Source organism: Variovorax pasteuri (assembly GCF_051216435.1).
In the GTDB taxonomy this organism is placed as follows: Bacteria; Pseudomonadota; Gammaproteobacteria; order Burkholderiales; family Burkholderiaceae_C; genus Variovorax.
In genome coordinates, this window is the sequence record NZ_JBPJZS010000003.1 from 221298 (window position 1) to 243983 (window position 22686).

The following is a 22686-nucleotide window of genomic DNA, read 5'->3' on the forward strand; positions in this document are numbered from 1 at the left end:
AAAAAGCGGCACGCATGTTGCCCCTGTAGAGACATCTTTTCTCACAGAGGCTGCCATGACCGCTCAACAAGCATCGACCGTTTCGACCGAAGGACTTGCCGCCGCTGGCGCAGCTCCTGTGGTTCTCGCCCAAGCCACCGTCACTCCGCTGGGCACCCCCGCCTCGCTGAGTTCGGCGGCGCCCGCCGCAGCTGGCCCCGCCAGCGTCGGCACATTATCGAATGCCACGCCCGGTGTTGCAGTGATGCGCGACGGTGTCAGCATTCCCGTCGATGGCAATCAGACGCTGTTGCCCGGCGACCGCGTGATCGTGCCGCAGGACGGCCACGCCAATGTGCTCTTCCCCGGCTCGGCCACCAACAAGGCCCCGCTGGCGGGTGTGTTCACCGGCGGCACCGACGCCACCATCGGCTCGACCAAGCTGCCTGGCGGCCTCGAACAAGTGAACGTGGACGTCGCCTCGGGCGACCTGCAGGTGACCCCGCCGGACAGCGACGCCGACGCCGCCGCCCTGGCCGTCACCAAGAAGCTCGCGGCCGGCAGCGGTATCGGGCTGGGTGAATTCGCACTGGGCGCACTGGGCGCCGCGCTCCTTGGCTCTGCGCTCGGCGGTGGCGGCGGTGGCAGCGACAGCGCATTCCCTGTGCTCGTCGGCTCGGGCAATCCGACGAACCCCGGTGATTCCGATGCAGATGCCGATTCGGACGCGGATGCCGATGCGGATGCCGATGCCGATGGTGATGCCGACGCGGATGCAGACGCCGATGCGGATGCGGATGCCGATGCTGATGCCGATGCCGATGCCGATGCCGATGCTGATGCTGATGCCGATGCCGATGCCGATGCCGATGCCGATGCCGATGCCGATGCTGACGCCGACGCCGACGCCGACGCCGACGCCGACGCAGATGCCGACGCAGATGCCGACGCAGATGCCGACGCCGACGCAGATGCCGACGCAGACGCAGATGCCGACGCAGACGCAGATGCCGACGCAGACGCAGACGCAGACGGCGACCACCTGCTCGATCCGGGCGATGGCCTTGTTCACCAGGTCGTCGACACCGTCAGCGATGCGCTCGGCCTTGGCGGCGCGCTCACGCCGGTCACCAACGTGGTCGATGGCCTGACCGATGTGGTCGACGACGTGCTGGCCCCGCTGCTCGGCGAGACCTTCACCGAGAACAACCCCAACCAGTTCGACCCGGTCGACAACACCGTCGGCAGCGTCACCCACCTGCTGGGCGGCGCCCTGAGCCCCGCGCTCGACAACCTGCTGGGCGCCGGCGGCACCGCCGCCGTTCTCGGCTCGGTGCTGAACCAGGTCGACTACCTGACCGACGCGCTGGACAACGGCCTGACCAACCTGATTGGCGACCACGGCATCGTCAGCGGCCTGACCGACGCCCTGGGCCTCGGCGGCGTCACCAGCCAGCTGGTCGGTGAGAACGGCGCGCTCGGCGGCCTGCTCAACAACGTGCTGGGCGAAGGCAGCCTCGTGGCCGGCCTGCTGGCCGACGACGGCCTGGTCGGCGGCCTGCTCGGCTCGGACGGCCTGGTGGGTGGCCTGCTCGCTGAAGACGGCGCCGTCGGCGGCCTGCTGGGCAACGTGCTCGGCGAAGGCGGTCTCGTGGGCGGCCTGCTCGGCGACGGCGCAGTCGGCGGCCTGGTGGGTGGCGTTCTCGGTGAAGACGGCCTGCTGGGTGGCCTGCTCGGCGACGACAGCGCCCTGGGCGGCCTGCTGGGTGACGACGGCCTGGTCGGCGGCCTGCTCGGCGGCGACGGCGCCCTGGCCAGCGTGCTGGGCAGCGAAGGCCTTACCGGCCAGTTGCTGGGCCATGGCGGCCTGGTCGACAGCCTGCTCGGCCAGGACGGCGCGATCTCCGGCCTCATTGCCGACAGCCCGCTGGGCGGCCTGCTCGGCGGCAACGACGGGCTGCTGGGCGGCGCGGTCGGCGGCCTGCTGGGCGACAACGGCATCGTGGGCGGCCTGCTCGGCGACGACGGCTTGCTCGGCGGCCTGCTGAGCAACGACGGCCTGCTGGGCGGTCTGCTGGGCGACAACGGCCCGGTCGGTGGCCTGCTGGGTGGCGACGGCCTGGTCGGCGGCCTCCTGGGCAATGAAGGCCCGGTCGGTGGCCTGCTCGGCAACGATGGCTTGCTGGGCGGCCTGCTGGGCGACAACGGCCTGGTCGGCGGCCTGCTGGGCAGCGACGGCCCCGTGAGTGGCCTGTTGGGCGACAACGGCCTGCTCGGCGGCCTGCTGGGTGGCGACGGCCCGCTGGGCAGCGTGCTCGGCGGCAGCGGCATCGGCGGCCTGCTCGGCCCCGACGGTCTCGTGGGCGGCGTGCTGGGCAACGACGGCCCGGTCGGCGGCCTGCTGGGTGACGACGGCCTGCTGGGCGGCCTGCTCGGCGGCGTGGTGGGCGGCATCGGCGGTGGCGGCACCCCGGGCACCGGCGCGGCGCTGCTCGACCCGGTCGACGGCGTGGTCGGCAACCTGGTCGACGGCCTGAACGAAGGCGTGCTGGGCGGCCTCGGCCTGGGCAACGTGCTCGGCCCGGTCGTCGGCCTCACCGACAGCGTGACCGACACGGTCGACGGCCTGCTGGGCCCGGTGCTCGGCACCAGCTTCACGCCGAACGACCCCAACGTGCTCGACCCGGTCGACGGCCTCGTGGGCCAGGTGACGAGCGGCGCGGGCAGCCTGCTGAGCCCGGTGACCGACCAGCTGCTGGGCACGGGAACGACGAGCGCGCTGCTGAACGGTGTCGCGACACAGGTCGACTACCTGACCGACGGCGTGGCCCACCTCGTGGGCAGCGACGGCCTGCTGGGCGGTGTGCTCGGCGGCGACGGCGGCCTGCTCGGCGGCGTCCTTGGTGGTGACGGCGGTTTGCTCGGCGGCGTGCTGGGTGATGACGGCCTGCTGGGTGGTGTGCTCGGCGGCGACGGCGGCCTTCTGGGCGGCGTCCTCGGTGGCGACGGTGGTTTGCTCGGCGGCGTGCTGGGTGACGACGGCCTGCTGGGTGGTGTGCTCGGTGGTGACGGTGGCCTTCTGGGAGGCGTGCTCGGTGGCGACGGTGGTTTGCTCGGCGGCGTGCTGGGTGACGACGGCCTGCTGGGTGGTGTGCTTGGTGGCGACGGCGGCCTTCTGGGCGGCGTGCTCGGCGGCGACGGTGGTCTCCTCGGCGGCGTGCTTGGCGGCGACGGCGGTCTCCTCGGCGGCGTGCTCGGCGGCGACGGTGGTCTCCTCGGCGGCGTGCTCGGCGGCGACGGTGGTCTCCTCGGCGGCGTGCTCGGCGGCGACGGCGGTCTCCTCGGCGGCGTGCTCGGCGGCGACGGTGGTCTCCTCGGCGGCGTGCTCGGCGGCGACGGTGGTCTCCTCGGCGGCGTGCTCGGCGGCGACGGTGGTCTCCTCGGCGGCGTGCTCGGCAACGACGGCCTCGTCGGTGGCCTGCTCGGCGGCGTGACCGGTGGCGACACCGGCGGCTTGCTCGATGGCGTGCTCGGCAGCGACGGCCTCGTTGGTGGCCTGCTCGGCGGCGTGACCGGTGGCGACACCGGCGGCTTGCTCGATGGCGTGCTCGGCAACGAAGGCCTCGTCGGCGGGCTGCTCGGCGGCGTGACCGGTGGCGGCACCGGCGGTGTGCTCGACGGCGTGCTCGGCAACGACGGCCTCGTCGGCGGCCTGCTCGGCGGCGCGACCGGTGGCGGCACCGGCGGCTTGCTCGACGGCGTGCTCGGCAACGAAGGCCTCGTCGGCAGCCTGCTCGGCGGCGCGACCGGTGGCGGCACCGGCGGCCTGCTCGACGGTGTGCTCGGCAACGAAGGCCTGGTGGGCAGCCTGCTCGGCGGCCTGACCGGCGGTGCCAGCCCCGTGGCCAACATCCTGGCGCCTGTCTCGGGCCTGACCGATGCGGTCTCGCCGACGGTGTCCACCGTGACGCAGGCGGCGTCCGAGGCCCTTTCGCCGGTGACCGACATCCTGGCCGGCTCGTCGGGTGCGGCGTCTCCGGTGACCGACGTGGTGAGCAGCGTTCAGCACGCCGCCGCACCGCTGGTGACCGACGTGGTGACACCCATCACCAGCCTGGTCGAGCACAGCCCGGTCGGCACCGCCCTGTCGCCCGTGACGAACGTCCTGCACGGCCTGCTGGGCTGAACAAGAACATCGCAGGAGGGGTGAGGGAGTTGCAGCACCAGGGACAGGCCACCACCGGCCTGTCCCACAAAGGATCGATATGAAAAAGAATTTCCAGACACTGGCCATCGTCGCCCTCGGCGCAGTCCTCGCGGGCTGCGCGGCCCCGAAGACCGGGCGCGACGACGCGACCTACTACTACTCCAACAAGGCCGTCTCGGCCGTGCCCAAGGTGGAGCCGGCCCCGCCGGCGCCGGTGCAGAACGGCCCGGCGGGCGTGCCGAAGATCGTCTACTTCGACTTCGACAAATACAACATCAGGCCGCAGGACCGACAGATCGTCGAGGCCCATGCGAGCTACATGAGGAACCGCGCAGCAAGCCGGGTGGTGATCGAAGGCAACACCGACCAGCGCGGCGGGCGCGAGTACAACCTGGCGCTCGGCCAGCGCCGCGCCGAGTCGGTGCAGCGCGCGCTCACGCAACTCGGCGTGCCTGCCGAGCGCATCGAGGCCATCAGCTGGGGGACGGAAAAACCCGCGTCGCTCGCCACCACCGAGGAGGGCTATCAGCTCAATCGCCGCGCCGAATTCAGCTACCGCTGAACCGGACGAGCGCGATGATTTCGACGGCCGTTTCCGCGCCACGCACACGTCATCAAAGCGAGAGCAGATGACGGGCGCGGCCGGACTCCCGCACTCGATCGGGGCCGAATGATGTCCTTCACAGACCAGCTCCACGCCTGCCACGAGCGCCTGGTGTCGGTGTGCGCGGCGCTGCCGGCGCCGTACCCGGCGTTCACGCTGTTCTTCTCGATCAGCGACGGCTCGCAGCGTGCGCACGTGGTGCACACGCGTGCCGCCGAATTCGAAACCGCCTGGCGCGAAGGCGCCGAGCGCGTCGAGCGATGGGTGCGCGAGCGAGGCATCGTCGCGCCGTGGCTGCGCATCGACTGGGTCGAGGGCGCGAGCCCGATGGACTGGGGCCAGTTCAAGACCCAGCTCACCGCCGTCAAGCGCAACTACTTTCGCCTCGGCCTGGCCTTCGACAAGGACTTCACGCTCGCCTTCACCGAGCAGGAGCTCAACGCCAACGCCATGCTGTGCGGCGACTCGACCATTCCGCATTCGGTGGTGAACCCGCGCAACTTCGAGGTCTACGGCCAGGCCCGCTTCGGATGCATGCCGCCGCTGGACATGCCGTCGGACCAGCCGGTGTACCTGCTGGCCACGGTGGGCGTGTTCTGCCAGCCCGACGGCGTGGTGCACAAGCTCGTCGGCACGGGGCTCGACGCGGGGCGCCGGCAATTGCCGGCGTTGAACCCGCAGGCCGTGCTCGACCTGGTGCGCAGCGGCTCCTCGTACCTGGCGCGCCAGGTGCACAGCGACGGCCTGTTCGTGTACGGCTACTTTCCGAGCTTCGACCGCCGCATTCCGACCTACGACGCGATGCGCCATGCGAGCGCGCTCCACGCCATGCTCGCGGCGTGGGAGCTCACGCGCGACGAAACCCTGCGCGCGGCCATCGACCGCGGGATCGACCACCTCACCACGGTGCTGATCCGCGACTACACGCTGGCGGACGGGCGCGCCGTGGCGTTCCTGGTCGACATCGGCGGCGAAATCAAGCTCGGCGGCAACGCGGCCTGCGTGCTCGCGCTGGTCAAGTATTGCGAGCTGATGGGCACGCGCCACTGGCTGGCGCTGCTGGAGAAGCTCGCCCTGGGCATCGTGTCGCTGCAAGACCCGGCCACCGGCCGCTTCAACCACGTGCTGCATGCGAGCGACCTCACGGTCAAGCAGGCCTCGCGCATCATCTACTACGACGGCGAGGCGGCCTACGGGCTCATGCGGTTGTACGGCCTCACGCACGAGCCGCAATGGCTGGCGGCGGTGGAGAAGGCCTTCGACCACTTCATTGCCAGCCAGCATTGGCAGGCGCACGATCACTGGCTGAGCTGCTGCGTCAACGAGCTCACGCGCTGGAGCCCGCAGGAAAAGTACTTTCGCTTCGGCCTGCAGAACGTGGCGGGCTACCTCGACTTCGTGCTCGACCGCAAGACCACCTTTCCCACGCTGCTCGAACTCATGCTGGCCGCGCAGCAGATGCTGCAGCGGCTCGAAGGCATGCCCGCGATGCGGCACCTGCTCGACGAGCTCGACACCGAGAAGTTCTACCGCGCGCTCGACTACCGCGCGCACTACCTGCTCAACGGGTTCTTCTGGCCCGAGGTGGCGATGTACTTCCGCCGGCCGTCGAGCGTGGTGGGCGCGTTCTTCATCCGCCATCACTCGTTTCGCGTGCGCATCGACGACGTCGAGCAGTACGTATCGGGCCTGGCCGCCTACCACCGCTACCTGGTCGAGCGCCGCGCGTTGCCGGCGGCGAACGGCAGCGGGGGCGGCATGAATGGCGGCATTGGCGGCGGACGCGACGACGGCCCCGCATGGACCGCGAGCGAGATGGCGCGCGTCACCGGCGGCGAATGGGTGGTCAGGCCCGACGATGGCTGGCGCGCCACCGGCGTGGCGCAGCGCTCGTACATGCGCAAGGGCCGCGTCGTGTTCGACCATCAGGCGCGCGCGTCGAAAACGGCGCTGGCGGCAGTCACACTCAAGGGCGTGCTGCAACCGGCCGCCGCCGTGCTGTGCACCGACCCCAAGCCGCACCTGGACAAGCGCGTGCCCGTGCTCAAGGTCGAGAACGTGCTGCAGGCCGTGCTGCAACTGGGCGACCATGCGCGCGCCGAGTTCACGGGCCGCGTGTGCGGTGTGCTCGGAAGCGCCACGGCAGGTTCGTCAGGCGCGGCGGCAAGCGGCGCATCGAGCGGCACCGTGGCCGCGATGCTGGCCGGCGCACTCACCGTGTGGGGCGAGGTCGGCCTGCCCGAGGGCAACGTCAGCCTGCCTTCGGGCATGGCATGGAACATGACCTGCATGCCGCGGCACGCCGCCTACTGGGTGCTGGAGATGGGCAGCGCGCAAATGCCTGCTTCGGCCCAGCTCGTGCGGCCTTCGCTGATGGTGGTGACGGGGCTGTCGGCCGCGTCGCAGAAACACCGCGGCCCTTCGGAAGCCGCCGCGCGCCTGGACGCCCGCTTCTTCCAGTCGATGGCGCCGGGCAGCAGCGTGGTGCTGAACCGCGACATGCCCGAGTTCGCGACCTTCGCCGAAGCCGCGTTGGCGCGGCAGCTGCAGGTTTTGAGCTACGGCGAGCACAGGGACGCCGACGTGCGCCTGCTCGCGTTCGACCATGGCGAGGTGCAGGTCCTGGTGGCGGGCGAGCCCTTCCAGCTGCGGCTGAACGCGCCGGGGCGCCACATGGGCGCGAGCGCCGTGGCCGCGCTCGCGGCCTTGCAGGCGCTGCGCTTGCCGCTGGGCGCCGCGGTCGAACCCTTCGCGCACTTCGAGCCGCCGGGCGGGCGCGGTGCGCTGCACACCATTCACATCGGCGGCGGCAGCTTCAAGCTGATCGACGAGACCTACGACGCCAACCCGAGTTCGATGCGCGCGGCGCTCGAGATGCTGTCGCAGGCGCCCTGCGAGCCGGCGCGCCGCGTGGCGATCCTGGGCGACATGCAGGAGCTCGGCCCCGCCGCCCAGCGCCATCACCTCGACCTGGAGGCCGAACTGCTGGCCTCGCAGCCCGACCGCGTGCTGCTGTGCGGCCCGATGATGCGCGCGCTGCATGCGCGCATTCGCACCAAGGTGCGCTCGCACTGGTTCGTCGATGTGTCCGATCTGTCCACCGCGCTCGGCGGACTGCTGCAGCCAGGCGACTGGGTGCTCGCGAAGAGTTCCGCCGGCATCGGCCTGTCCCGGCTTGCCCGGGTTTTGAAAGCACTGCCATGAGATGGAACGCGCTTGCGCAACCGACCTTCGAACATCGTTTCGAACATGAAGCCGCAGCACCGCTGCAGCGGCCCGATCGCTGGTGGCTGGGCTGGCTCCAGCTGCTGTGCGCATGGGTGCTCTGCATGCTGTTGTGCGCCAACATCGCATTGGTGTTCGCTGAGGGTTTGCCCCAGGTCGCGGGCGTTTTCAAGTCAGGGAAGCCGGTCGGTTGCGCGGCCACGGGAAGCCCCGCGCAACACGGACCGGCGCGCGTGGAACGGGCCGGTCCGGTGAAGGGGCAGACATCGCCGTGCTGAGGCGCGCGGCGAGTGAAATTTTGCCTTGTAACAGTCGGGTAACAGTTAATATGACGCAGGCGTCATTGCCCGACGGATCGGCCCTTTTCCATGATCAAGTTCCTCTTGCCCAGCCAGCTGGTCGCAGACAAACCCGAAGAGCCCGGAGCCAGTCCTTACGCGGGTGCGTTGAACGCGGCTTTTCGCGATGCGTACCCGCTCGTGAAGAGCGCCGCGTGGCGCTCGCTGCCCATCAGCCTGTTCGGGCTGCTGCCCTCGATCTTCCTGCTGCAGGTGTATGACCGCGTGCTGTCGCGCAGCGGCTTCTCCACGCTCGCCGCGCTGGTGAGCGGCATCTTCTTCTTCCTGTGCATCGAGTTCTGGCTGCGCACGCGCCGCTCGCGCATGCTGCGCAATGCCGGCGCCATCATCGACCACGGTGTGTCGGGCGCCTTGCTCAACTCGATGCTGTCGCGCCCGCTGCGCGCGCTCGAGGCGCGCCCCGCGTCGTCGTGGCAGCTGTACTTTCGCGACGTGGGCTCGGTGCGCGGCACCGTCACCGGCGGGCTGGCGCAATCGATCTTCGACCTGCCCATGGCCGTCTTCGCGCTCATCGTGATCGGCATCGTCGCGCTGCCGGTGCTGCCGGTGGTGGCGCTGTTCCTGGCCATCATGTCGTTCCTGGCGTGGTGGTGGGCCGACGAGGTGCGCTCCGGGCGCGTGGAAGAAGTGCAGCGCGGCCGCGGCCTCGACCGCATGACGTCCGAGATCTGCAACGCGCGCGAAACGCTCAAGACGCAGTCCAACGACGGCCCCACCATCGAGATGTGGCGCCAGACCTACAACGCCTGGCTCACCGAGAGCTTCACCAAGAACGGCCAGATCGAGACCACGCGCGACGGCACCACCGTGCTGCTCACGGTGTTCTCGGTGGTGGTGGTGACGGTGGGCGCCATCTCGGTCATGGAGCAATGGATGACGGTGGGCGGGCTGGTCGCCTCGAACATGCTGGCGCTCAAGGCGCTGCAACCGGTGGCAGGGCTGGTGTCGAACTGGCGCTCGCTGGCCACCGCGAAGGAAGCGGCCCAGCGCCTGGAAACGGTGTTGCGCGAGCCGGTCGAGAAGCCGCCCACGGGCATGACGCTGCCGCAGCCGCTCGGCCGCATCACCTTCAAGGACGTGAGCTTCAGCTTCACCGAGACCGCGCAGCAGCCGGTGCTGGAGAACGTCGACCTCGACATCGGCCCCGGCGGGCTGCATGTGATCGTCGGGCGCAACGGCGCGGGCAAGTCCACGCTGGTGAAGCTGCTGTCGGGCCTGTACGAGCCCACGCGCGGCACGATCAGCATCGGCGAGTACGACCTGTCGCAGTTCGGCCGCGAAGAGCTCTCGCGCTGGATCAGCTACCTCTCGCAGGAGGTCTACTGGTTCGGCGGCCCGCTCATCGATGTGATGCGCCGCGGCGCGCCGGGCCAGAGCGACGAGCAGATCGTGGCGGCCTGCAGGCTCTCGGGCGCGCACGACTTCCTGTCGCGCCTGCCCGACGGCTATCGCACCCGGGTGGGCGAGGGCGGCACCGGCGTGTCGGTGGGCGAGCGGCGCAAGCTGGCGCTGGCCATGAGCTTCCTGCGCAAGCCCTCGGTGCTGGTGCTCGACGAGCCCAGCAACGACCTCGACTTTCAAAGCGAACGCAACCTGCTCGCCACGCTGCTCGCGGTGGCCAAGGTGCGCACCGTGGTGGTGGTCACGCACTCGCTGCGCATCGTCTCCGCCGCCAGCGTGGTCTACCACGTGACCGGCCAGGGCAATGTGGAGCAGGGCTCGGCCGCGGAGATGGTGCCCAAGCTGTTCGGCGTGCGCAAGCCGCTGGTGGCCGTGGGCGATTCGGAAGACGGCGCGGGGGCCGCGACCTCCCGCTCCATTGCATGACACCGCTCGCCACATGACGAGCGATCGAGGAAGAGACTTGAAATCAGACCTGCCGCAGATTCTTCAGGACGAGAACGAGAAGCGCGCGGCGCGCAACTCGCCGCAGGGGCGACGCCGGCAGTGGATCATCGGCGGCGCCGTGGGCGTGCTGGCGCTGATCGGCCTGGGCTTTCCCATGGAAACCGTGGTGGTGGCGCCGGGCCGCGTGATCCCCTCGGACCGCGTCAAGTCCATCCAGCATCTGGAGGGCGGCATCGTCAGCAACGTGTTCGTGAAAGAGGGCGACAAGGTCAAGGCGGGCCAGTCGCTGGTCGAGATCGACCTGGGCGGCAGCGGGCTCAACCTCGAAGAACTCACGGCCCGTTATGCAGCCACGCAGGCCACGCGCGTGCGCCTCATTGCCGAGAGCCGCGGCCAGCCGCTCAAGCGCGATTCGTTCGCCGCCGACATCGATGAAGGCGTGCTCGAAGGCGAAAGCGGCGCCTACCAGGCGCGCGCGCTCGAACAGCGCGGCGTGATGGCCGGCGCCGTGTCGGGCCTGGAGCAGGCGCGCAGCAAGAAGCTGGAACAGGAAGCCAAGGCCAAGGGCCTGAGCGACCGGCTGGTGCTGATGCAAAAGGAGCTTGAAATCTCCGAGCAGCTGCTCAGCGAAAAACTCGTCGGCCAGGTCGAGGTGCTCGAGAAGCGGCGCCAGGCCGAGGGCGTGCGCAGCGAACTCGCGGTGACGCGCCAGGGCGTGATTTCGGCCAACGCCGCCATCACCGAGGCGCAGGCCAAGATGGCCGAGGCCGAAGGCCGCTACCGCCGCCGTGCGTCGGACGAGCTGGCCACCGTGGAGCGCCAGTTCGCCAGCCTGAGCGAAGACCTCGCGCGCGCGCGCACCCAGCGGTCGCGCACCGTGGTGAAGGCGCCGTCGGACGGCATCGTCAAGGGCCTGCGCAACTCCAGCCCCGGCTGGGTCGTGAAGCCCGGCGAGGCCATCCTCGAGGTGGTGCCCGACGAGGACGAGATCATGGTCGAGGCGCGGCTCAACCCGAACGACCGCGGCTTCATTGAAGTGGGCCAGCAGGCGCGCGTGAAGATCACCGCCTACGACTACCTGCGCTATGGCGCGGTCGACGGCAAGGTGAAGCTGGTGGCGGCCGACGCCGACCGCGACCCGGCGGTTTCCAGCGGCGCGCCGTACTACCGGCTGCTCATCAGCATGTCGCAGTCGCACGTGGGCCGCGACGAGAACCGCATCACCGCGGGCATGGAGTCCGAAGTGGACCTGCGCGTGGGCACCGACCCGTTCATCTGGTACATCCTGCGGCCCGTGCTCAAGCTGCGGCGCGAAGCCTTCCGCGAACCATGAAGCAACGCCCATCGATCGACCGGCGCCGCGCGGGCACCGGTGTTGTCTGTGCCGTGCTGTGCGCGAGCTTTGCGCTGCCCACCGCTGCCGTTGCGCAGGAGCAGCCGGCGCCGCAAGAAGCCGGCCCCGCGCTCGTGCTCGCGCGCCGGCTGTCCCCACCCTCGCTGGGTGCCACCACCTACACCCAGCAGGTGAAGCAGGCGCTCATCGTGCTGTCGCAGGAATACCCCGAAGTGCAGACGGCGCAGGCCACTGCCAACACCAGCAGCTACAGCGTGGACGCCGCCAGGCAGGCGCGCTACCCGCGCTTCAAGCTCGGCACTTCGTCGGGCAACTACAACAGCGGTGCGGACAACGCCAAGACGCAGGGCTACACCGTGCTCACCGCCGAGGCCCGCGTGAGCCTGATCGACGGTGGCGCCATGAACGCCGCGCAGCGCGCCGCCGAAGCCGCCAACCAGGCCGATGACGAAGCCGTGGTCACCACCTCGCAGAAGGTGGTGCTGGACGCGCTCACGGCCTACCTGCAGGTGCAGCGCTTCGACCTGAAGAAGCAGATCGCGCACCGCGCCACCGAGGTGGTGGCCGAGCTCTCGAAGGCCGAGGCCCGCCGTGTGGCGCTGGGCGTGACCGGCGACAACGACCTCAACATGGCCGCCTCGCGGCGCGCCCTGGTGGCCGCGCGCGAGTCGGACTTTGCGGCCCAGCGCGACGAGGCACTCGCCAAGTTCCGCAACTACTTCAAGTTCTCGCCCAACCCCGAGTCGCTGCCCGTGCTCGCAGCGCCTGCGCAGTGGCGCATCACCTCGCAGGAGGAGGCGCTGCGCCGCGCCGAGGCGCGCAGCACCGAGATCGCCGAGGCGCAGAGCCGCATCGAGCGCGCCAGGGCGCTGGCCGACCAGCAGGACGCCAGCCTGTACCCGACGCTCGACGCCGTGCTCGTCAAAAGCAAGGACCCGCGCGGCGTGTCGCCGCAAGACCCGACGCGCGCGGCCTTCGAACTCAACTGGAACTTCGGCAACGGCTTCGACCGGCAACTGCGCCTGAAGTCGGCGCTGGCCGAAATCGCCAGCCAGGAAGCCAAGCTCGAAGGCGTGAAGCTCAACCTGTTCGAGCTCACCTCGGCGTCATGGTCGCGCACCGTGGCCGGGCGCGAACGAGAAAGGCAGCTGATGGAAGCCGTCAGCACCTCCGGCCAGGCCTTTCGCGGGCGCCGCCGCCTGATGGAGTTCGGCCGCGAGACCCTGCCCAAGGTGCTCGACGCGCAGCTCGACTACTACACGCTGCTGTTCGACTACATCGACGGCGTGTTCGACCTGCGCGTGTCGGAGCTGCGCCTGGCGCGCACCACCGGCGAACTGCGCATCGACCCCGCGGGCACCAACGGCTGGATCGACCGCCTCTTCGGCGCGCCGAGCCGCCAGGTGCTCACCGAAGACGGCCTGCTGGGCGCGCTGTGCATCTCGAGCAACACGGCATGCGCGAGCGAGCCGGTGGCCGAACGCGCCGTGGGCGCGGCCACCGCCAACCCGCCGCTGCGCAAGGCGCAACGCCTGTCGATCCCCTGACCTGAAGCGAGCAAGACGGGCAAGGCAAGCGAAGCGAAGCCGAAGCCCCTTCCAGAGACACCGAGGAACCGGCTTCGCCGGGCCTCAGGTGTCGCCCCCGGTAGGGGGAAGGAGAAGCGACACGAAGTGCGCGCAGCCTGGGGGCGAGCCAAATGCTTCGGCTTCGCCGGGCCTCAGGTGTCGCCCCCGGTAGGGGGAAGGAGAAGCGACACGAAGTGCGCGAAGCCTGGGGGCGAGCTAATTCAAGCGTCTTCTGGGATGCCGGGTTCGCCGTCCAGGATCTGGTACTTGCGCATCTTTTCCCACAGCACCTTGCGGCTGATGCCCAGGTGCTGCGCGGTGTCCTGGCGCTTCCAGTCGTTGATCTCCAGCGCCGCGATGATGCGGTTGCGCTCGCTGCTGTTCCAGCCCTTGCGCTCGCTGCTGCCGTCGAGCGCGACGCCGCCGCCGCCCGCGCCGTTGCGCTCCGCCGAGGCGGCTGCTGCCGGCGTGCCGCGCGTCAGCGCGATCGCGCGCTGGATCAGGTTCTGGTCCCAGCTGTGCAGCTGCCGCGCGATCACGCCCACGCGTTCCGCGAGGTTGCGCAGCTGGCGCACGTTACCGGGAAAGTAGGTTTCGGCCACCGCGTCGCTCAGCCAGTGCGGGGTTTCGCCGAGCGCCTCGAGCTCGTCGCCGAGCACGTTGGTCAGCAGCGCCTTGAAGATCGCGATCTTGTCGACCTCGCCGCGCTCCTCGAGGCTGGGCACATGCAGCTCGATCACCGCGAGCCGGTAGAACAGATCGGCACGAAATTCGCCGCTGGCCACCATCTCGCGCAGGTTGCGGTTGGTGGCCGCCACCAGGCGGAAGTCGACCCGTATCGGCGCCGTGGCGCCGAGCCGCGTCACCGCGCTGTCTTCCAGCACGCGCAGCAGCTTCACCTGCTGGTAGCGCGGCAGGTCGCCGATTTCGTCGAGGAACAGCGTGCCGCCCGTGGCCTGCTCGAAGTAGCCGCGGTGCGCGTGCACCGCGCCCGTGAACGAGCCCTTGTTGTGGCCAAAGAACAGCGATTCGAAAAGTCCGTCGGGAATCGCGCCGCAGTTCACCGCCACGAACGCGCCCTTGCAGTAGTGCTGGTGGCCCAGGTGCAGCTGCTGCGCGATGCGCTCCTTGCCCACCCCGGTTTCGCCGCGCACCAGCACCGGGTGGTTGCAATCGGCGAATGCGCCCACTTCGGACAGCAGCGACTTCATCGCTTCGGAGTGCGCGACCAGCACATCGGGCGCCTGCGGCGCCACGTCGCGCGCGCGCAGCTGGCGCACCAGCTTGGCGACCATCGTGCGCAGCTCTGCGCAGGTGAAGTCGTAGGGCAGCACGTGCAGGTATTCGGGCGGATAGGTGCGCGAGTCGCGCTCGCGCGAGCCCGCGGCCACCCAGATCACGGGCATGCCTTGGAGGCGCTCGCTTGCTTGCGCCAGCCCGCCGCCGTCGATGACCGTCACGCTGATGACCGCGACGCAGGGGCGCATCGCCACGCCGCGCTCCGGCTCCGGCGTGGCCAGGCCGTCGGCCCGGATCACCTCGACATCGAAGCTCGCCATGCACCGCGCGATGCGCTCGAGGATGTCGGCTTTGCCTTCGTAGACGAAGAGGTCGAGTTCGTCGAAGTTGGGGGGGGAACTCATAAAGACTCGAAATGCTTGCGCGATGGCAGGTGCGCAATGCAGCACACAGGACAAACGGGCCTGTTGCCGCAGTACGGAGACGGACGCGATTTGAAATCGGGATTTTTCATTGATCCGTCAATAAACCAGTTGAGCGTCATTGCATCTAAGGGAATGCAATTTGACGTCGATTTCACCCAGATGAATGCCGAGAAGATTTTGGAGCAAAGGGGTCAGCACGCTTTTCCCTATTGCATCCAGCAGGGGTTGCAGCAGGCCGGTCAAAACCGCGAGCGCATTTGAGACTACGCTGCCCAGTCCCGATCCGCTGTTTTTGCTCAACGTTCCTTTGAGAAGATCAATGCAACCCTGGTTTGAAGTTGTGCCCAAGAGTCCTGTGTAACTGCAACCGTCGCCTCCAACAAGTCCTCCGACGGCCCCAAGAAGATCGCCGACGCCATTTAGGAGTCCGGTCAGCAAGCCACTTTGGGCAGCATTTTTTTCAATCTGAGTCTTTGCGTTGCTGAGTCTTTTGGCTCGGCAAGTTGTGGTGTCCGCCGTGCAACCTGCACCATTATCTGTGACTGGTTTGCCGCTGTCGTTCCATATTTGGGTGGCCAAGGTTGAAATGTCCGTCGAACTCGGCGTCCCGCTAGAAGGTGTCGTGCCCAGCAAAAGATTAGAAATTGTGGAAACCAAGTTGGAGACCGTCGTTCCAATCGCAAGGTCATTTCCCACCGTTGCCGTCTGTCCTACGCTGAGTGTGACAGTGGTTGGTTGCTCGATAGGAAGCGCTTTGATAGAAGTGCTGTTGGTGGTTTTGAGCAAACCTAAAATGTTGATCAATTCAAGGCTTGAGAGATTCTGCTCGCAGGCTTCTTTTTTGGAAAAAATCAGATCGTCGAAGCACGCCTTGTATTTCGGATCACCCGTGGCCAAGGAGCAATCCTGCGTGCCAGAGCTGTTCGATATCTTGCCGATGCAGCCTTTCAAAATTGCGCCGTCCACTGCAATTTGAGCCTGCTGTTCACCGGATGAAGAGAGCAAATCGGGTTTGCAAAGCTCTTGCAGAGTTCCTTTTGCCGCAACGATGTCCAAGGCGATCGGAAGGTTGATTTTCAGCAGATTCGCTAGAATTCCGCTCGTCTTCACATGAATGAAAGTCCGTACTTGGGCGGTGTAAGCCGTGATGCCCTTGGTGCCGATTGCAATGGATGGCGGCTCGACCAAACCTGCCTTGGCCGTGACACTTGCAAGGCCCAGCAAGGAAATATTCAGACTGGGAATGTCGATGGAACGGCCGGCAGTAGCAACCCCGACTGCTGCCTGTATCAGGTCTAAGGCATTGATCTGGGCATCGAGCGCGGACGACGCCCCGGGCGTGTTGATCAGCGCGAATAGACTCGGGGAGCTTGTAAGCGCACCCAATTTGACGTTGAGTTGATCCACCGTCAGTTTTGCCTTGATTGCAGACACCAGCGTCGCGTTGGCACTTAGCAGGTCTCCCCGGCCGCCGGCCTTGACTACAGCGTCCAGCAGTTGGCCCAGAGACACGCTGGTATCTAGCAGGGCATTCAAGCCCGCGACGGTGATATCGGCAGCAGCGCAAGTACCAAGCTGACAAAGTAGTCCACCGGGCGTTATCTTGACGTTTGCCAATCCTTCGTAGCCAACGACAACCGTGTTGTCCAGATCCAGACCGATCGCTTTCAGCAAGGCGCCGAGAGTCGAGTCGTTCGAAAGGCGTAACAGCTTGGACCCAACGGAAAAGGCCGCAGACGGATCGGCCATTGCAGCCAACGCTTCGACGGTGACCTGTCTCGCCGAATTACCAGGAATTTGAGGAAGCAGTAGCGCTGGTGTTCGTTGCATCGATACCAGGACTGAATTGAAAGGCTGCATTCCCGGAGCAAAATGCTTTGGTAGTACCGGCTTTGCAGGATCAGGATCCCAGCGCCCGCAGGTGACATCTGCCGCGGTCAGTTGAAATCCGTTCGGAAGATTTTGAGTTGCGTTGGAAATGGCAGCGCTTGTGGCGCTCGCACAACTAGTGGCGGTGATGGACTGCGCCCCTGCCAATGCAGCCAGGTCTGCGGATTTCTGGAGTTCTCGTTTCAGATAGAAAAAATAGCCCAGCTCTGTGCCGATCAACGTAATTACGACGAGCGAGAGCGCGATTGCGGCATTGATTACTACGGATCCCACTTGTCGTCGGGCCGCCGTCTGGCAGGGTAGACGCATTTTTTTCCTAGGAAGGTGTGGCTGCCATTGCTTTGCCAGAAAGGCTGTGGGGCATCCAGCTTTCTGTAAACGGCAGAGGTGGAAGCAATGGATTGGCTCTGTATGGGTAGGTCACCTTGATTGCAACTTTCCCGGGTGAAACAGTCACATCGGGCTGGGTTAGCTTTGTTCGAATCCAGATTTCCCTGGAAGATGCTGTATTTCCAGCGGAGGCGGGTGTTATCGATGAAAGGGCAAGCGATCGATAAATTGCCGACAGCGCGTTTGCTTTGATTGTTTCCGGTGCGGTATTGGTCTGGGAAAGTTGAGCGGCTCGCGCGCCGTCTTCTGCTGCCCGTGAAACCACTTGCTGGACGTAAAGGACCCCTCCAAATGTGATCAATCCGTATACGGCAATAAACAAGACACTGAAAACCAATGCGAACTCTATAGCCGCAACTCCACGCTGCCGGGCAGAATTTTTTTTAAAATTCCGGCATGCTCGAAGTGAATTCACAATGATCTCCCGTCGAGCACCATGTTGGCTTTGCCAGATAACTGATCCGGCAACGCAAAGCTGGGAAATGGCGGAAGTAATTTCCCGATGTCGTTGACGGTCACGGTCACAACCATCTGACAGCGCTGCGCCCAAGTTGGCCCACAAACAGGCGCCTTAAGGCAGTCGTCTTCTCCAGCCATGCATACAGTGGTCTGCACACTCAGATTTTTTTTCAAGGCAGCGGGCAGCCAAGATGCTCGCTGGGTTGCGACATTTCCCGCTTCCGTTTTTTTTGCGTCTAGGCTGATTTGATACCTCAATCCTGCCCTCGCTCCTTCTTCTGCTGCGTTCTGCAAGCCCAGCCGTGCGGCCAGCAAGAAGCCGTAGCAAATGACGGCGTAAAGCAGCGAAAAAACGATCAAAAAAACAAACGCGAATTCGACCGCATAGACGCCACGTTGGAGGCGCCGAGCTTTCGCGAGCGTAGACGGGTGGAGCATCGGCTGTGCGGTTTTGCAGGAAGCTCTTGCGCTCAGCGCGGGCTCGACGAAGCCCCGCTCGTGCTGCCGCTGGACTTTGTCACAGTGGAGCCGAGCCGTTCGGGGATCGGGAATTCGAAGCTCTTGATGTAGCGGTCGTAGCTTCGGCTGGCGACGTTTCCGGCGATGGTCCGGGGGGATGGCGAAGCAATCTCGCCGCTGCGTTGCCATGCAAGCAGGCTTTGTGTCGCATCGCCGACCTGGAGCGGTACAAGATCGAATTCTTCCGCTTCAGCGGACTGCTGCTGCGAGCCTGCTTGCTCCTTTTCGCGCGAGGCCTGCGCCCCAGGCGTCGCTGCCTCGTCCTTGGGCGTGTCCGCCGAAGCCGCCGCCGTCGCGACCGGCTTGGCATCGGTTTCCTTCACCTTTGCACTCACTTGTGCAGCCGCGCTCGCCGACGTGACCAGGAGCGCTGCGGCCAGTGCGCCGGCCGGCAGGCTGGCGAACAGACCGGGAAATTTGTTGTTCATGGTGTACCCCGTGAGGTCGAGTTCAATGAAGAGGGCATTTCCACGGACAGCGTCGATGGATTCATTTGGCTTGCGGTCCTGACGCCGATCGTGTCCGACCAGCGCGATCGCTTGAGCGCGAGGGGGGAGACGATCGATTCGTCACGGCCGGCCACGGGTGTGCCAGCAGGTGCCGTGGCCGCAAGAGGCGCAGCCGACCCAGCGGGCAGTTTCATCTGCTGCGCCGCTTCCCGGATGGCCAGACGCGTTGCGTCGGACATGCGATTGGCATTCATTAGGGCGGCTGCCTGCTCACGTTGCTGTGTGACTTCCAGGTAGAGAGCAAGGTTGGCTTGAGCCTGCATGCTGTCGGGCTTCAATTGCAGCGCCTGCATGAGAGGCAGACGTGCTTCTTCAAGTTGCCCGGCGCGAAGGCTCGCATAGCCCAGATCGCTCAGCAGCAAGGCGTCGGTCGGCGTGCGGCGTTGTGCATGGGACAGCAGGCGAACGGCTTCGGCGTAGTCGCCTCGCGTTCCGGCCAGCAAGCCCAGCCCCCGATAGCCCGCACTTTCCAGCGGCGTGCCCATCAGGCGCTTGTACGCGGCTTCCGCCGGCGCGGCCTGTCCCGTTTGACGCAGCGCCTCTGCGCGCACGCGTGTGGAGTCCGGAGAAACGCCCCAGCGTTGCTCGAGTGCATCGATGTGCGCGAGCGAAGCAAACCAGAGGTCCTCCTTCTGCATTTGTTCGACGAGCCGCAGGTAGGTGGCCTGGGTGTCCACGGCCGCTCCTGCCTTCGTGTCCGCGGCTGCTTCGGCCGCCATGCGCTGCTGGGCATCGGCGCTGGCTGCGTACTGGTCCTTGACGCCGGCGCAGCCGGCGACGGCGAAGGTTGCGGTGGCCACGCACACCCATGCCAATGCGCGGTGTGCAGGGTGTGCGGCTTTCAAAACGTTGAGCATCTTCATTTGGCTGCAATTCCCAAAGAGCGGAAGACGGAAAGGAAGGCGGGGCCGGCTGTGACGATGACGAGTGCAGGCAGCAGGGTGCTCACCATGACGGCGGTCATCTTGACGGTGATCTTCCCGATGCGTTCTTTCATCTCGGAACGCCGATGTTCGCGAAGCCTGTCGCTGAAAACGCGAAGCGGCTCCTGCACCGCGCCGCCATGCTTGTCGACCTGGACCAGCAGCGACACGAGGCCCTGCAGGTTTTCATTCCTGTGAAGGGTGGCAAGGCGTTGCAACGAGTGTTCACGGCTGCGACCTTGGCTGTATTGGCTGTTGGCAAGAGAGAGCTCGTAGCCGAGCACACGCAACACGTGCGAGAAGTCGGTTGCCATGATCTGAAGACTCTGGTCCAGGCTGAGTCCGACACCTTGCAGCAAGCGCAGAAGGTCGATGAAGAGCGGGAGTTCCTGGGCCGCGCGCTCGCGTCGTCCTGCGGCAAAGCGGCCGAGTATCCATTTGGGCGCCATGAAGCCGATCACGAACGAGGCTGCCTGCACGATGACGACCGTGCGTTGAGGCTGTCCCTCGCTCCACGCAACGTAAGTCAGTGCGGGAAGCAAGAATGCGAACACTACGCGGGTCACCAGGAAAATCAGCTGGGTGCGCTTGGAGGGCAGCCCGCATTGGTCGATGAGATTGCGGTCCTCATCGGCAACGAGCGCACGACCGAACCGGGAGTCGAGCCAATGGAAAGGGAGTTCGACATCCGATCTAGCCGAGGCGGCGGTAGGTTCCTCGATTGCCATACCCGGCCCTGTCGAAACGGCTTGGCCGATCGCACGACCGATGACTTTTCCGCTGCGCGCGCGCCGAAATTCGGCTGCGATCAGCGCACCGGCACCGGCCATCAAGCCCAAGGCCAGCAGGGCAAGACTGAGAACTGCCAGTTGGTTGGCCGTGAGGGTCATGTCAATCTCGCCAGTCGGTAGAGAAGGGCGGCACCAAGCAACTGGAATCCCGCTGCGAAAAGAATCATGTTGCGGCCAGTCCCGTCGTTCCACATACCCATGAAGTAACCGGGATTCGTCACGATGAAAAAGGCGCCCACGCCAACCGGCAGAAGCCCCAGGATCCAGGCCGAGAGCCGTGTCTCCGAAGACATGGCAATCAGCTCGTGCTCGGCCTGTTCGCGGTCACGCATGAAATTTCCGACCCGTTCCAGCAGCAGATCGGCGCGCCCGCCGTAGCGCACGCCGAGGCCGAGGATCGAGGCGAGCAGGAACATCTCCTCGATTCGCACATTGCTGGCTGTCTGGTGGATGGCGCGGTCCAGGTCCATGCCTGCACGCACCAGCGAGGCAGAGCGCTCGAGTTGGCCGCGCAAGGGCTCGGCAGTGGTGGCAATCGCTAGCTGGAATGCGGCTTGCGTCGAGTTGCCGATCGTGATGAGCCGCACCATGGCATCGATGTAAGCCGGCAACTGGCCAATCAGCTTGCGGCGAAACTTCTGCAGTTTCAGCCATACGACGAACGCGACGGCGAGCAGCAGAACGACAAGCGTGCTCAATGCGGCCAGCCAGCCACCGAACAAGCCGGCGACCAAAGCAAGCAACACGATCGCCACGACGGCCAAGGCTGCCAAGCGCGGGTCGACAACACCGACCAGCCGTCCAGGCAAGGTGCGCTCCAGCAGCCCGGTGGGTGTGGCCTTTGCCGCCGCGCTGGCTTCCGCCTCGAGCCAGGGATCCTTCAAGCCACCAGCGAAGTTGTCGTTTGGCAAGTCCCGCAAAGGCAACGGCACTGCCGCCGCAGCCGTTGCGCTGGCGAGGATCTGCTGGTTCAGGTGCCGCTCCGTTGCCTGCCGTGCCTGGCGCGCTTTCGCCCATTGCCACAGCAACAGTCCGGCGGCGGCGAGCACCAGCGCAATACAGGCGACGACAAGCAGGCCTTCACGCACGGCTTTCTCCTTGCTGCGCGCGCGCCAGCGATTGCCGGAACCGCGTGATCTTCGGCGAGTGCGGCGCAATACCCAACGACACCCAGCGATCGCGTTCTTCCCCATCGGGCGAGGCAATGGGTTCGTAGCGATACAACTCCTGCATCGCCACCACGTTGTCGTTCACGCCCGTGACTTCGCTCAGCGAAATGATTCGACGTTGACCGTTGGAAAGGCGTCCGATCTGCACGATGAAGTCGATGGCATTGGCAATCTGCCGGCGCAGGCTCACTTCGCTGCCCTGGTAGCCCGCAAAGCCCGCGAGCATCTCCAGCCGGTAGAGGCATTCGCGCGGCGAGCTGGCGTGGATGGTGCCCATGGAGCCTTCGTGGCCCGTGTTCATGGCCTGCATCATCTCGATGACTTCGGCGCCGCGCACTTCGCCCACCACGATGCGGTCGGGGCGCATGCGCAGGCTGTTGCGCAGCAGGTCGCGAATGGACACCACGCCCGTGCCGTCGAAGCCGCCGGGGCGGCTTTCGAGGCGCACCACGTGGCTGGTGCCCAGCGACAACTCTGCCGTGTCCTCGATGGTGATGACGCGCTCGCGCGATGGAATGAAACTCGCGAGTGCGTTCAGCAGCGACGTTTTGCCCGAGCTGGTGCCGCCGCTCACCAGAATGTTGCAGCGCGCACGCACGGCAATCTCCAGCAACTGCGCCATGCCCGCATCGAAGGTGCCCAGCTTCACCAGGTCGGCCGGCGTGAGCGGCTCCTTGCGGAACTTGCGGATCGATACCGAGAGACCGTCGATGGCCAGCGGCTCGATGATCACGTTGATGCGCCCGCCGTCCGGCAGCCGCGCGTCGACCATCGGGTTGGACTCGTCCAGCCGACGCCCGAGCGGCGCAAGAATGCGGCGCACGATGCGCATCACGTGTTCCGAGTCGGCGAAGCGCACCGTCTCGCGCTCCAGCATGCCGTGGCGCGATACGTACACGTTCTGGTAGCCGTTGATCAGGATGTCTTCTACAGCCGGGTCGTTCAGCAAATCTTCCAGCGGCCCGAAGCCCGCGAGCTCCTTGGTCAGCGCGTCGGAGATGAGCTGCATCTCGCGGTCGTTGATCGGCACGCGGCGCAGGCGCACGAAGCTGTCGACCTCGAGCTCGACGAACTGCTGGATCGAGGCACGCGACCAGCGGCCGAACTCCGCGCCCAGCTCTTCGATGCGGCTCAGCAGGTGGTCATGCGTCCAGCTCTTGATGTCCTGGAACTGCTGGGAGTTGATGAACGCCTGGTCGTCGTCGGCAAATTCGATATCTGTGGACAT

General features: G+C 66.4%; 16 protein-coding genes. 7 read left to right on the top strand and 9 right to left on the bottom strand.

What is annotated here, in order from left to right:
* Nucleotides 1–55 precede the first annotated feature (55 nt).
* From ACSFBM_RS14550 to ACSFBM_RS14580, 7 genes are all read left to right on the top strand, one after another.
* Nucleotides 56–4165 carry a hypothetical protein gene (locus ACSFBM_RS14550; RefSeq protein ID WP_435484968.1) on the top strand — a complete coding sequence of 1370 codons (4110 nt, stop codon included), beginning with the start codon at nt 56–58 and terminating at the stop codon, nt 4163–4165.
* Between the two features lie 79 nt (nt 4166–4244).
* On the top strand, nt 4245–4748 hold the full coding sequence (pal, locus tag ACSFBM_RS14555) for a peptidoglycan-associated lipoprotein Pal (protein ID WP_435484969.1): 504 nt from the start codon (nt 4245–4247) through the stop codon (nt 4746–4748).
* Nucleotides 4749–4856: 108 nt separating this feature from the next.
* Entirely contained in the window at nt 4857–7994 is a 3138-nt protein-coding gene (locus ACSFBM_RS14560; RefSeq protein ID WP_435484970.1) for a glutamate ligase domain-containing protein, read from the top strand.
* Complete coding sequence (locus ACSFBM_RS14565) at nt 7991–8293, top strand: hypothetical protein (protein ID WP_435484971.1); 303 nt, start codon at nt 7991–7993, stop codon at nt 8291–8293. The genes ACSFBM_RS14560 and ACSFBM_RS14565 overlap by 4 nt, the downstream gene beginning before the upstream one ends.
* 90 nt (nt 8294–8383) lie before the next feature.
* Entirely contained in the window at nt 8384–10201 is a 1818-nt protein-coding gene (locus tag ACSFBM_RS14570) for a peptidase domain-containing ABC transporter (RefSeq protein WP_435484972.1), read from the top strand.
* Between the two features lie 37 nt (nt 10202–10238).
* The gene (locus ACSFBM_RS14575; protein ID WP_435484973.1) at nt 10239–11555 is read left to right on the top strand and encodes an HlyD family type I secretion periplasmic adaptor subunit; all 1317 of its coding nucleotides are present in this window, start codon (nt 10239–10241) and stop codon (nt 11553–11555) included.
* On the top strand, nt 11552–13123 hold the full coding sequence (locus ACSFBM_RS14580; RefSeq protein ID WP_435484974.1) for a TolC family protein: 1572 nt from the start codon (nt 11552–11554) through the stop codon (nt 13121–13123). The genes ACSFBM_RS14575 and ACSFBM_RS14580 overlap by 4 nt, the downstream gene beginning before the upstream one ends.
* Nucleotides 13124–13365: 242 nt before the next feature.
* Here the strand turns inward: ACSFBM_RS14580 and ACSFBM_RS14585 are convergent, their stop codons facing one another.
* From ACSFBM_RS14585 to ACSFBM_RS14625, 9 genes are all read right to left on the bottom strand, one after another.
* Nucleotides 13366–14787 carry a sigma 54-interacting transcriptional regulator gene (locus ACSFBM_RS14585; RefSeq protein ID WP_435484975.1) on the bottom strand — a complete coding sequence of 474 codons (1422 nt, stop codon included), beginning with the start codon at nt 14785–14787 and terminating at the stop codon, nt 13366–13368.
* 117 nt (nt 14788–14904) lie between these two features.
* Nucleotides 14905–16971, bottom strand: coding sequence for a TadG family pilus assembly protein (locus ACSFBM_RS14590; RefSeq protein WP_435484976.1), 2067 nt, complete (start codon nt 16969–16971; stop codon nt 14905–14907).
* Nucleotides 16972–17014: 43 nt separating this feature from the next.
* Nucleotides 17015–17503, bottom strand: a complete 489-nt coding sequence (locus tag ACSFBM_RS14595) for a TadE/TadG family type IV pilus assembly protein (RefSeq protein ID WP_435484977.1) — start codon at nt 17501–17503, stop codon at nt 17015–17017.
* Nucleotides 17500–17985: a TadE/TadG family type IV pilus assembly protein gene (locus ACSFBM_RS14600; protein WP_435484978.1), complete on the bottom strand. Its 486-nt coding sequence runs from the start codon at nt 17983–17985 to the stop codon at nt 17500–17502. The genes ACSFBM_RS14595 and ACSFBM_RS14600 overlap by 4 nt, the downstream gene beginning before the upstream one ends.
* A 32-nt stretch (nt 17986–18017) precedes the next feature.
* On the bottom strand, nt 18018–18494 hold the full coding sequence (locus tag ACSFBM_RS14605; protein ID WP_435436920.1) for a DUF3613 domain-containing protein: 477 nt from the start codon (nt 18492–18494) through the stop codon (nt 18018–18020).
* A complete protein-coding gene (locus ACSFBM_RS14610) occupies nt 18491–19438 on the bottom strand; it encodes a tetratricopeptide repeat protein (RefSeq protein ID WP_435484979.1) in 948 nt (315 codons plus the stop codon). Before ACSFBM_RS14610 ends, ACSFBM_RS14605 begins: the two co-directional genes overlap by 4 nt.
* Nucleotides 19435–20388 carry a type II secretion system F family protein gene (locus ACSFBM_RS14615; RefSeq protein ID WP_435484980.1) on the bottom strand — a complete coding sequence of 318 codons (954 nt, stop codon included), beginning with the start codon at nt 20386–20388 and terminating at the stop codon, nt 19435–19437. The genes ACSFBM_RS14610 and ACSFBM_RS14615 overlap by 4 nt, the downstream gene beginning before the upstream one ends.
* The gene (locus tag ACSFBM_RS14620) at nt 20385–21377 is read right to left on the bottom strand and encodes a type II secretion system F family protein (protein ID WP_435484981.1); all 993 of its coding nucleotides are present in this window, start codon (nt 21375–21377) and stop codon (nt 20385–20387) included. The genes ACSFBM_RS14615 and ACSFBM_RS14620 overlap by 4 nt, the downstream gene beginning before the upstream one ends.
* Nucleotides 21370–22686, bottom strand: a complete 1317-nt coding sequence (locus ACSFBM_RS14625; protein WP_435484982.1) for a TadA family conjugal transfer-associated ATPase — start codon at nt 22684–22686, stop codon at nt 21370–21372. The genes ACSFBM_RS14620 and ACSFBM_RS14625 overlap by 8 nt, the downstream gene beginning before the upstream one ends.

Coding starts and splice junctions, on each gene's coding strand:
- ACSFBM_RS14560 (WP_435484970.1), top strand. CDS start 4,857: ATGATGTCCTTCACAGACCAGCTCCACGCCTGCCACGAGCGCCTGGTG.
- pal (WP_435484969.1), top strand. CDS start 4,245: ATGAAAAAGAATTTCCAGACACTGGCCATCGTCGCCCTCGGCGCAGTC.
- ACSFBM_RS14605 (WP_435436920.1), bottom strand. CDS start 18,494: ATGAACAACAAATTTCCCGGTCTGTTCGCCAGCCTGCCGGCCGGCGCA.
- ACSFBM_RS14610 (WP_435484979.1), bottom strand. CDS start 19,438: ATGAAGATGCTCAACGTTTTGAAAGCCGCACACCCTGCACACCGCGCA.
- ACSFBM_RS14600 (WP_435484978.1), bottom strand. CDS start 17,985: ATGCTCCACCCGTCTACGCTCGCGAAAGCTCGGCGCCTCCAACGTGGC.
- ACSFBM_RS14570 (WP_435484972.1), top strand. CDS start 8,384: ATGATCAAGTTCCTCTTGCCCAGCCAGCTGGTCGCAGACAAACCCGAA.
- ACSFBM_RS14615 (WP_435484980.1), bottom strand. CDS start 20,388: ATGACCCTCACGGCCAACCAACTGGCAGTTCTCAGTCTTGCCCTGCTG.
- ACSFBM_RS14550 (WP_435484968.1), top strand. CDS start 56: ATGACCGCTCAACAAGCATCGACCGTTTCGACCGAAGGACTTGCCGCC.
- ACSFBM_RS14580 (WP_435484974.1), top strand. CDS start 11,552: ATGAAGCAACGCCCATCGATCGACCGGCGCCGCGCGGGCACCGGTGTT.
- ACSFBM_RS14565 (WP_435484971.1), top strand. CDS start 7,991: ATGAGATGGAACGCGCTTGCGCAACCGACCTTCGAACATCGTTTCGAA.
- ACSFBM_RS14585 (WP_435484975.1), bottom strand. CDS start 14,787: ATGAGTTCCCCCCCCAACTTCGACGAACTCGACCTCTTCGTCTACGAA.
- ACSFBM_RS14625 (WP_435484982.1), bottom strand. CDS start 22,686: ATGTCCACAGATATCGAATTTGCCGACGACGACCAGGCGTTCATCAAC.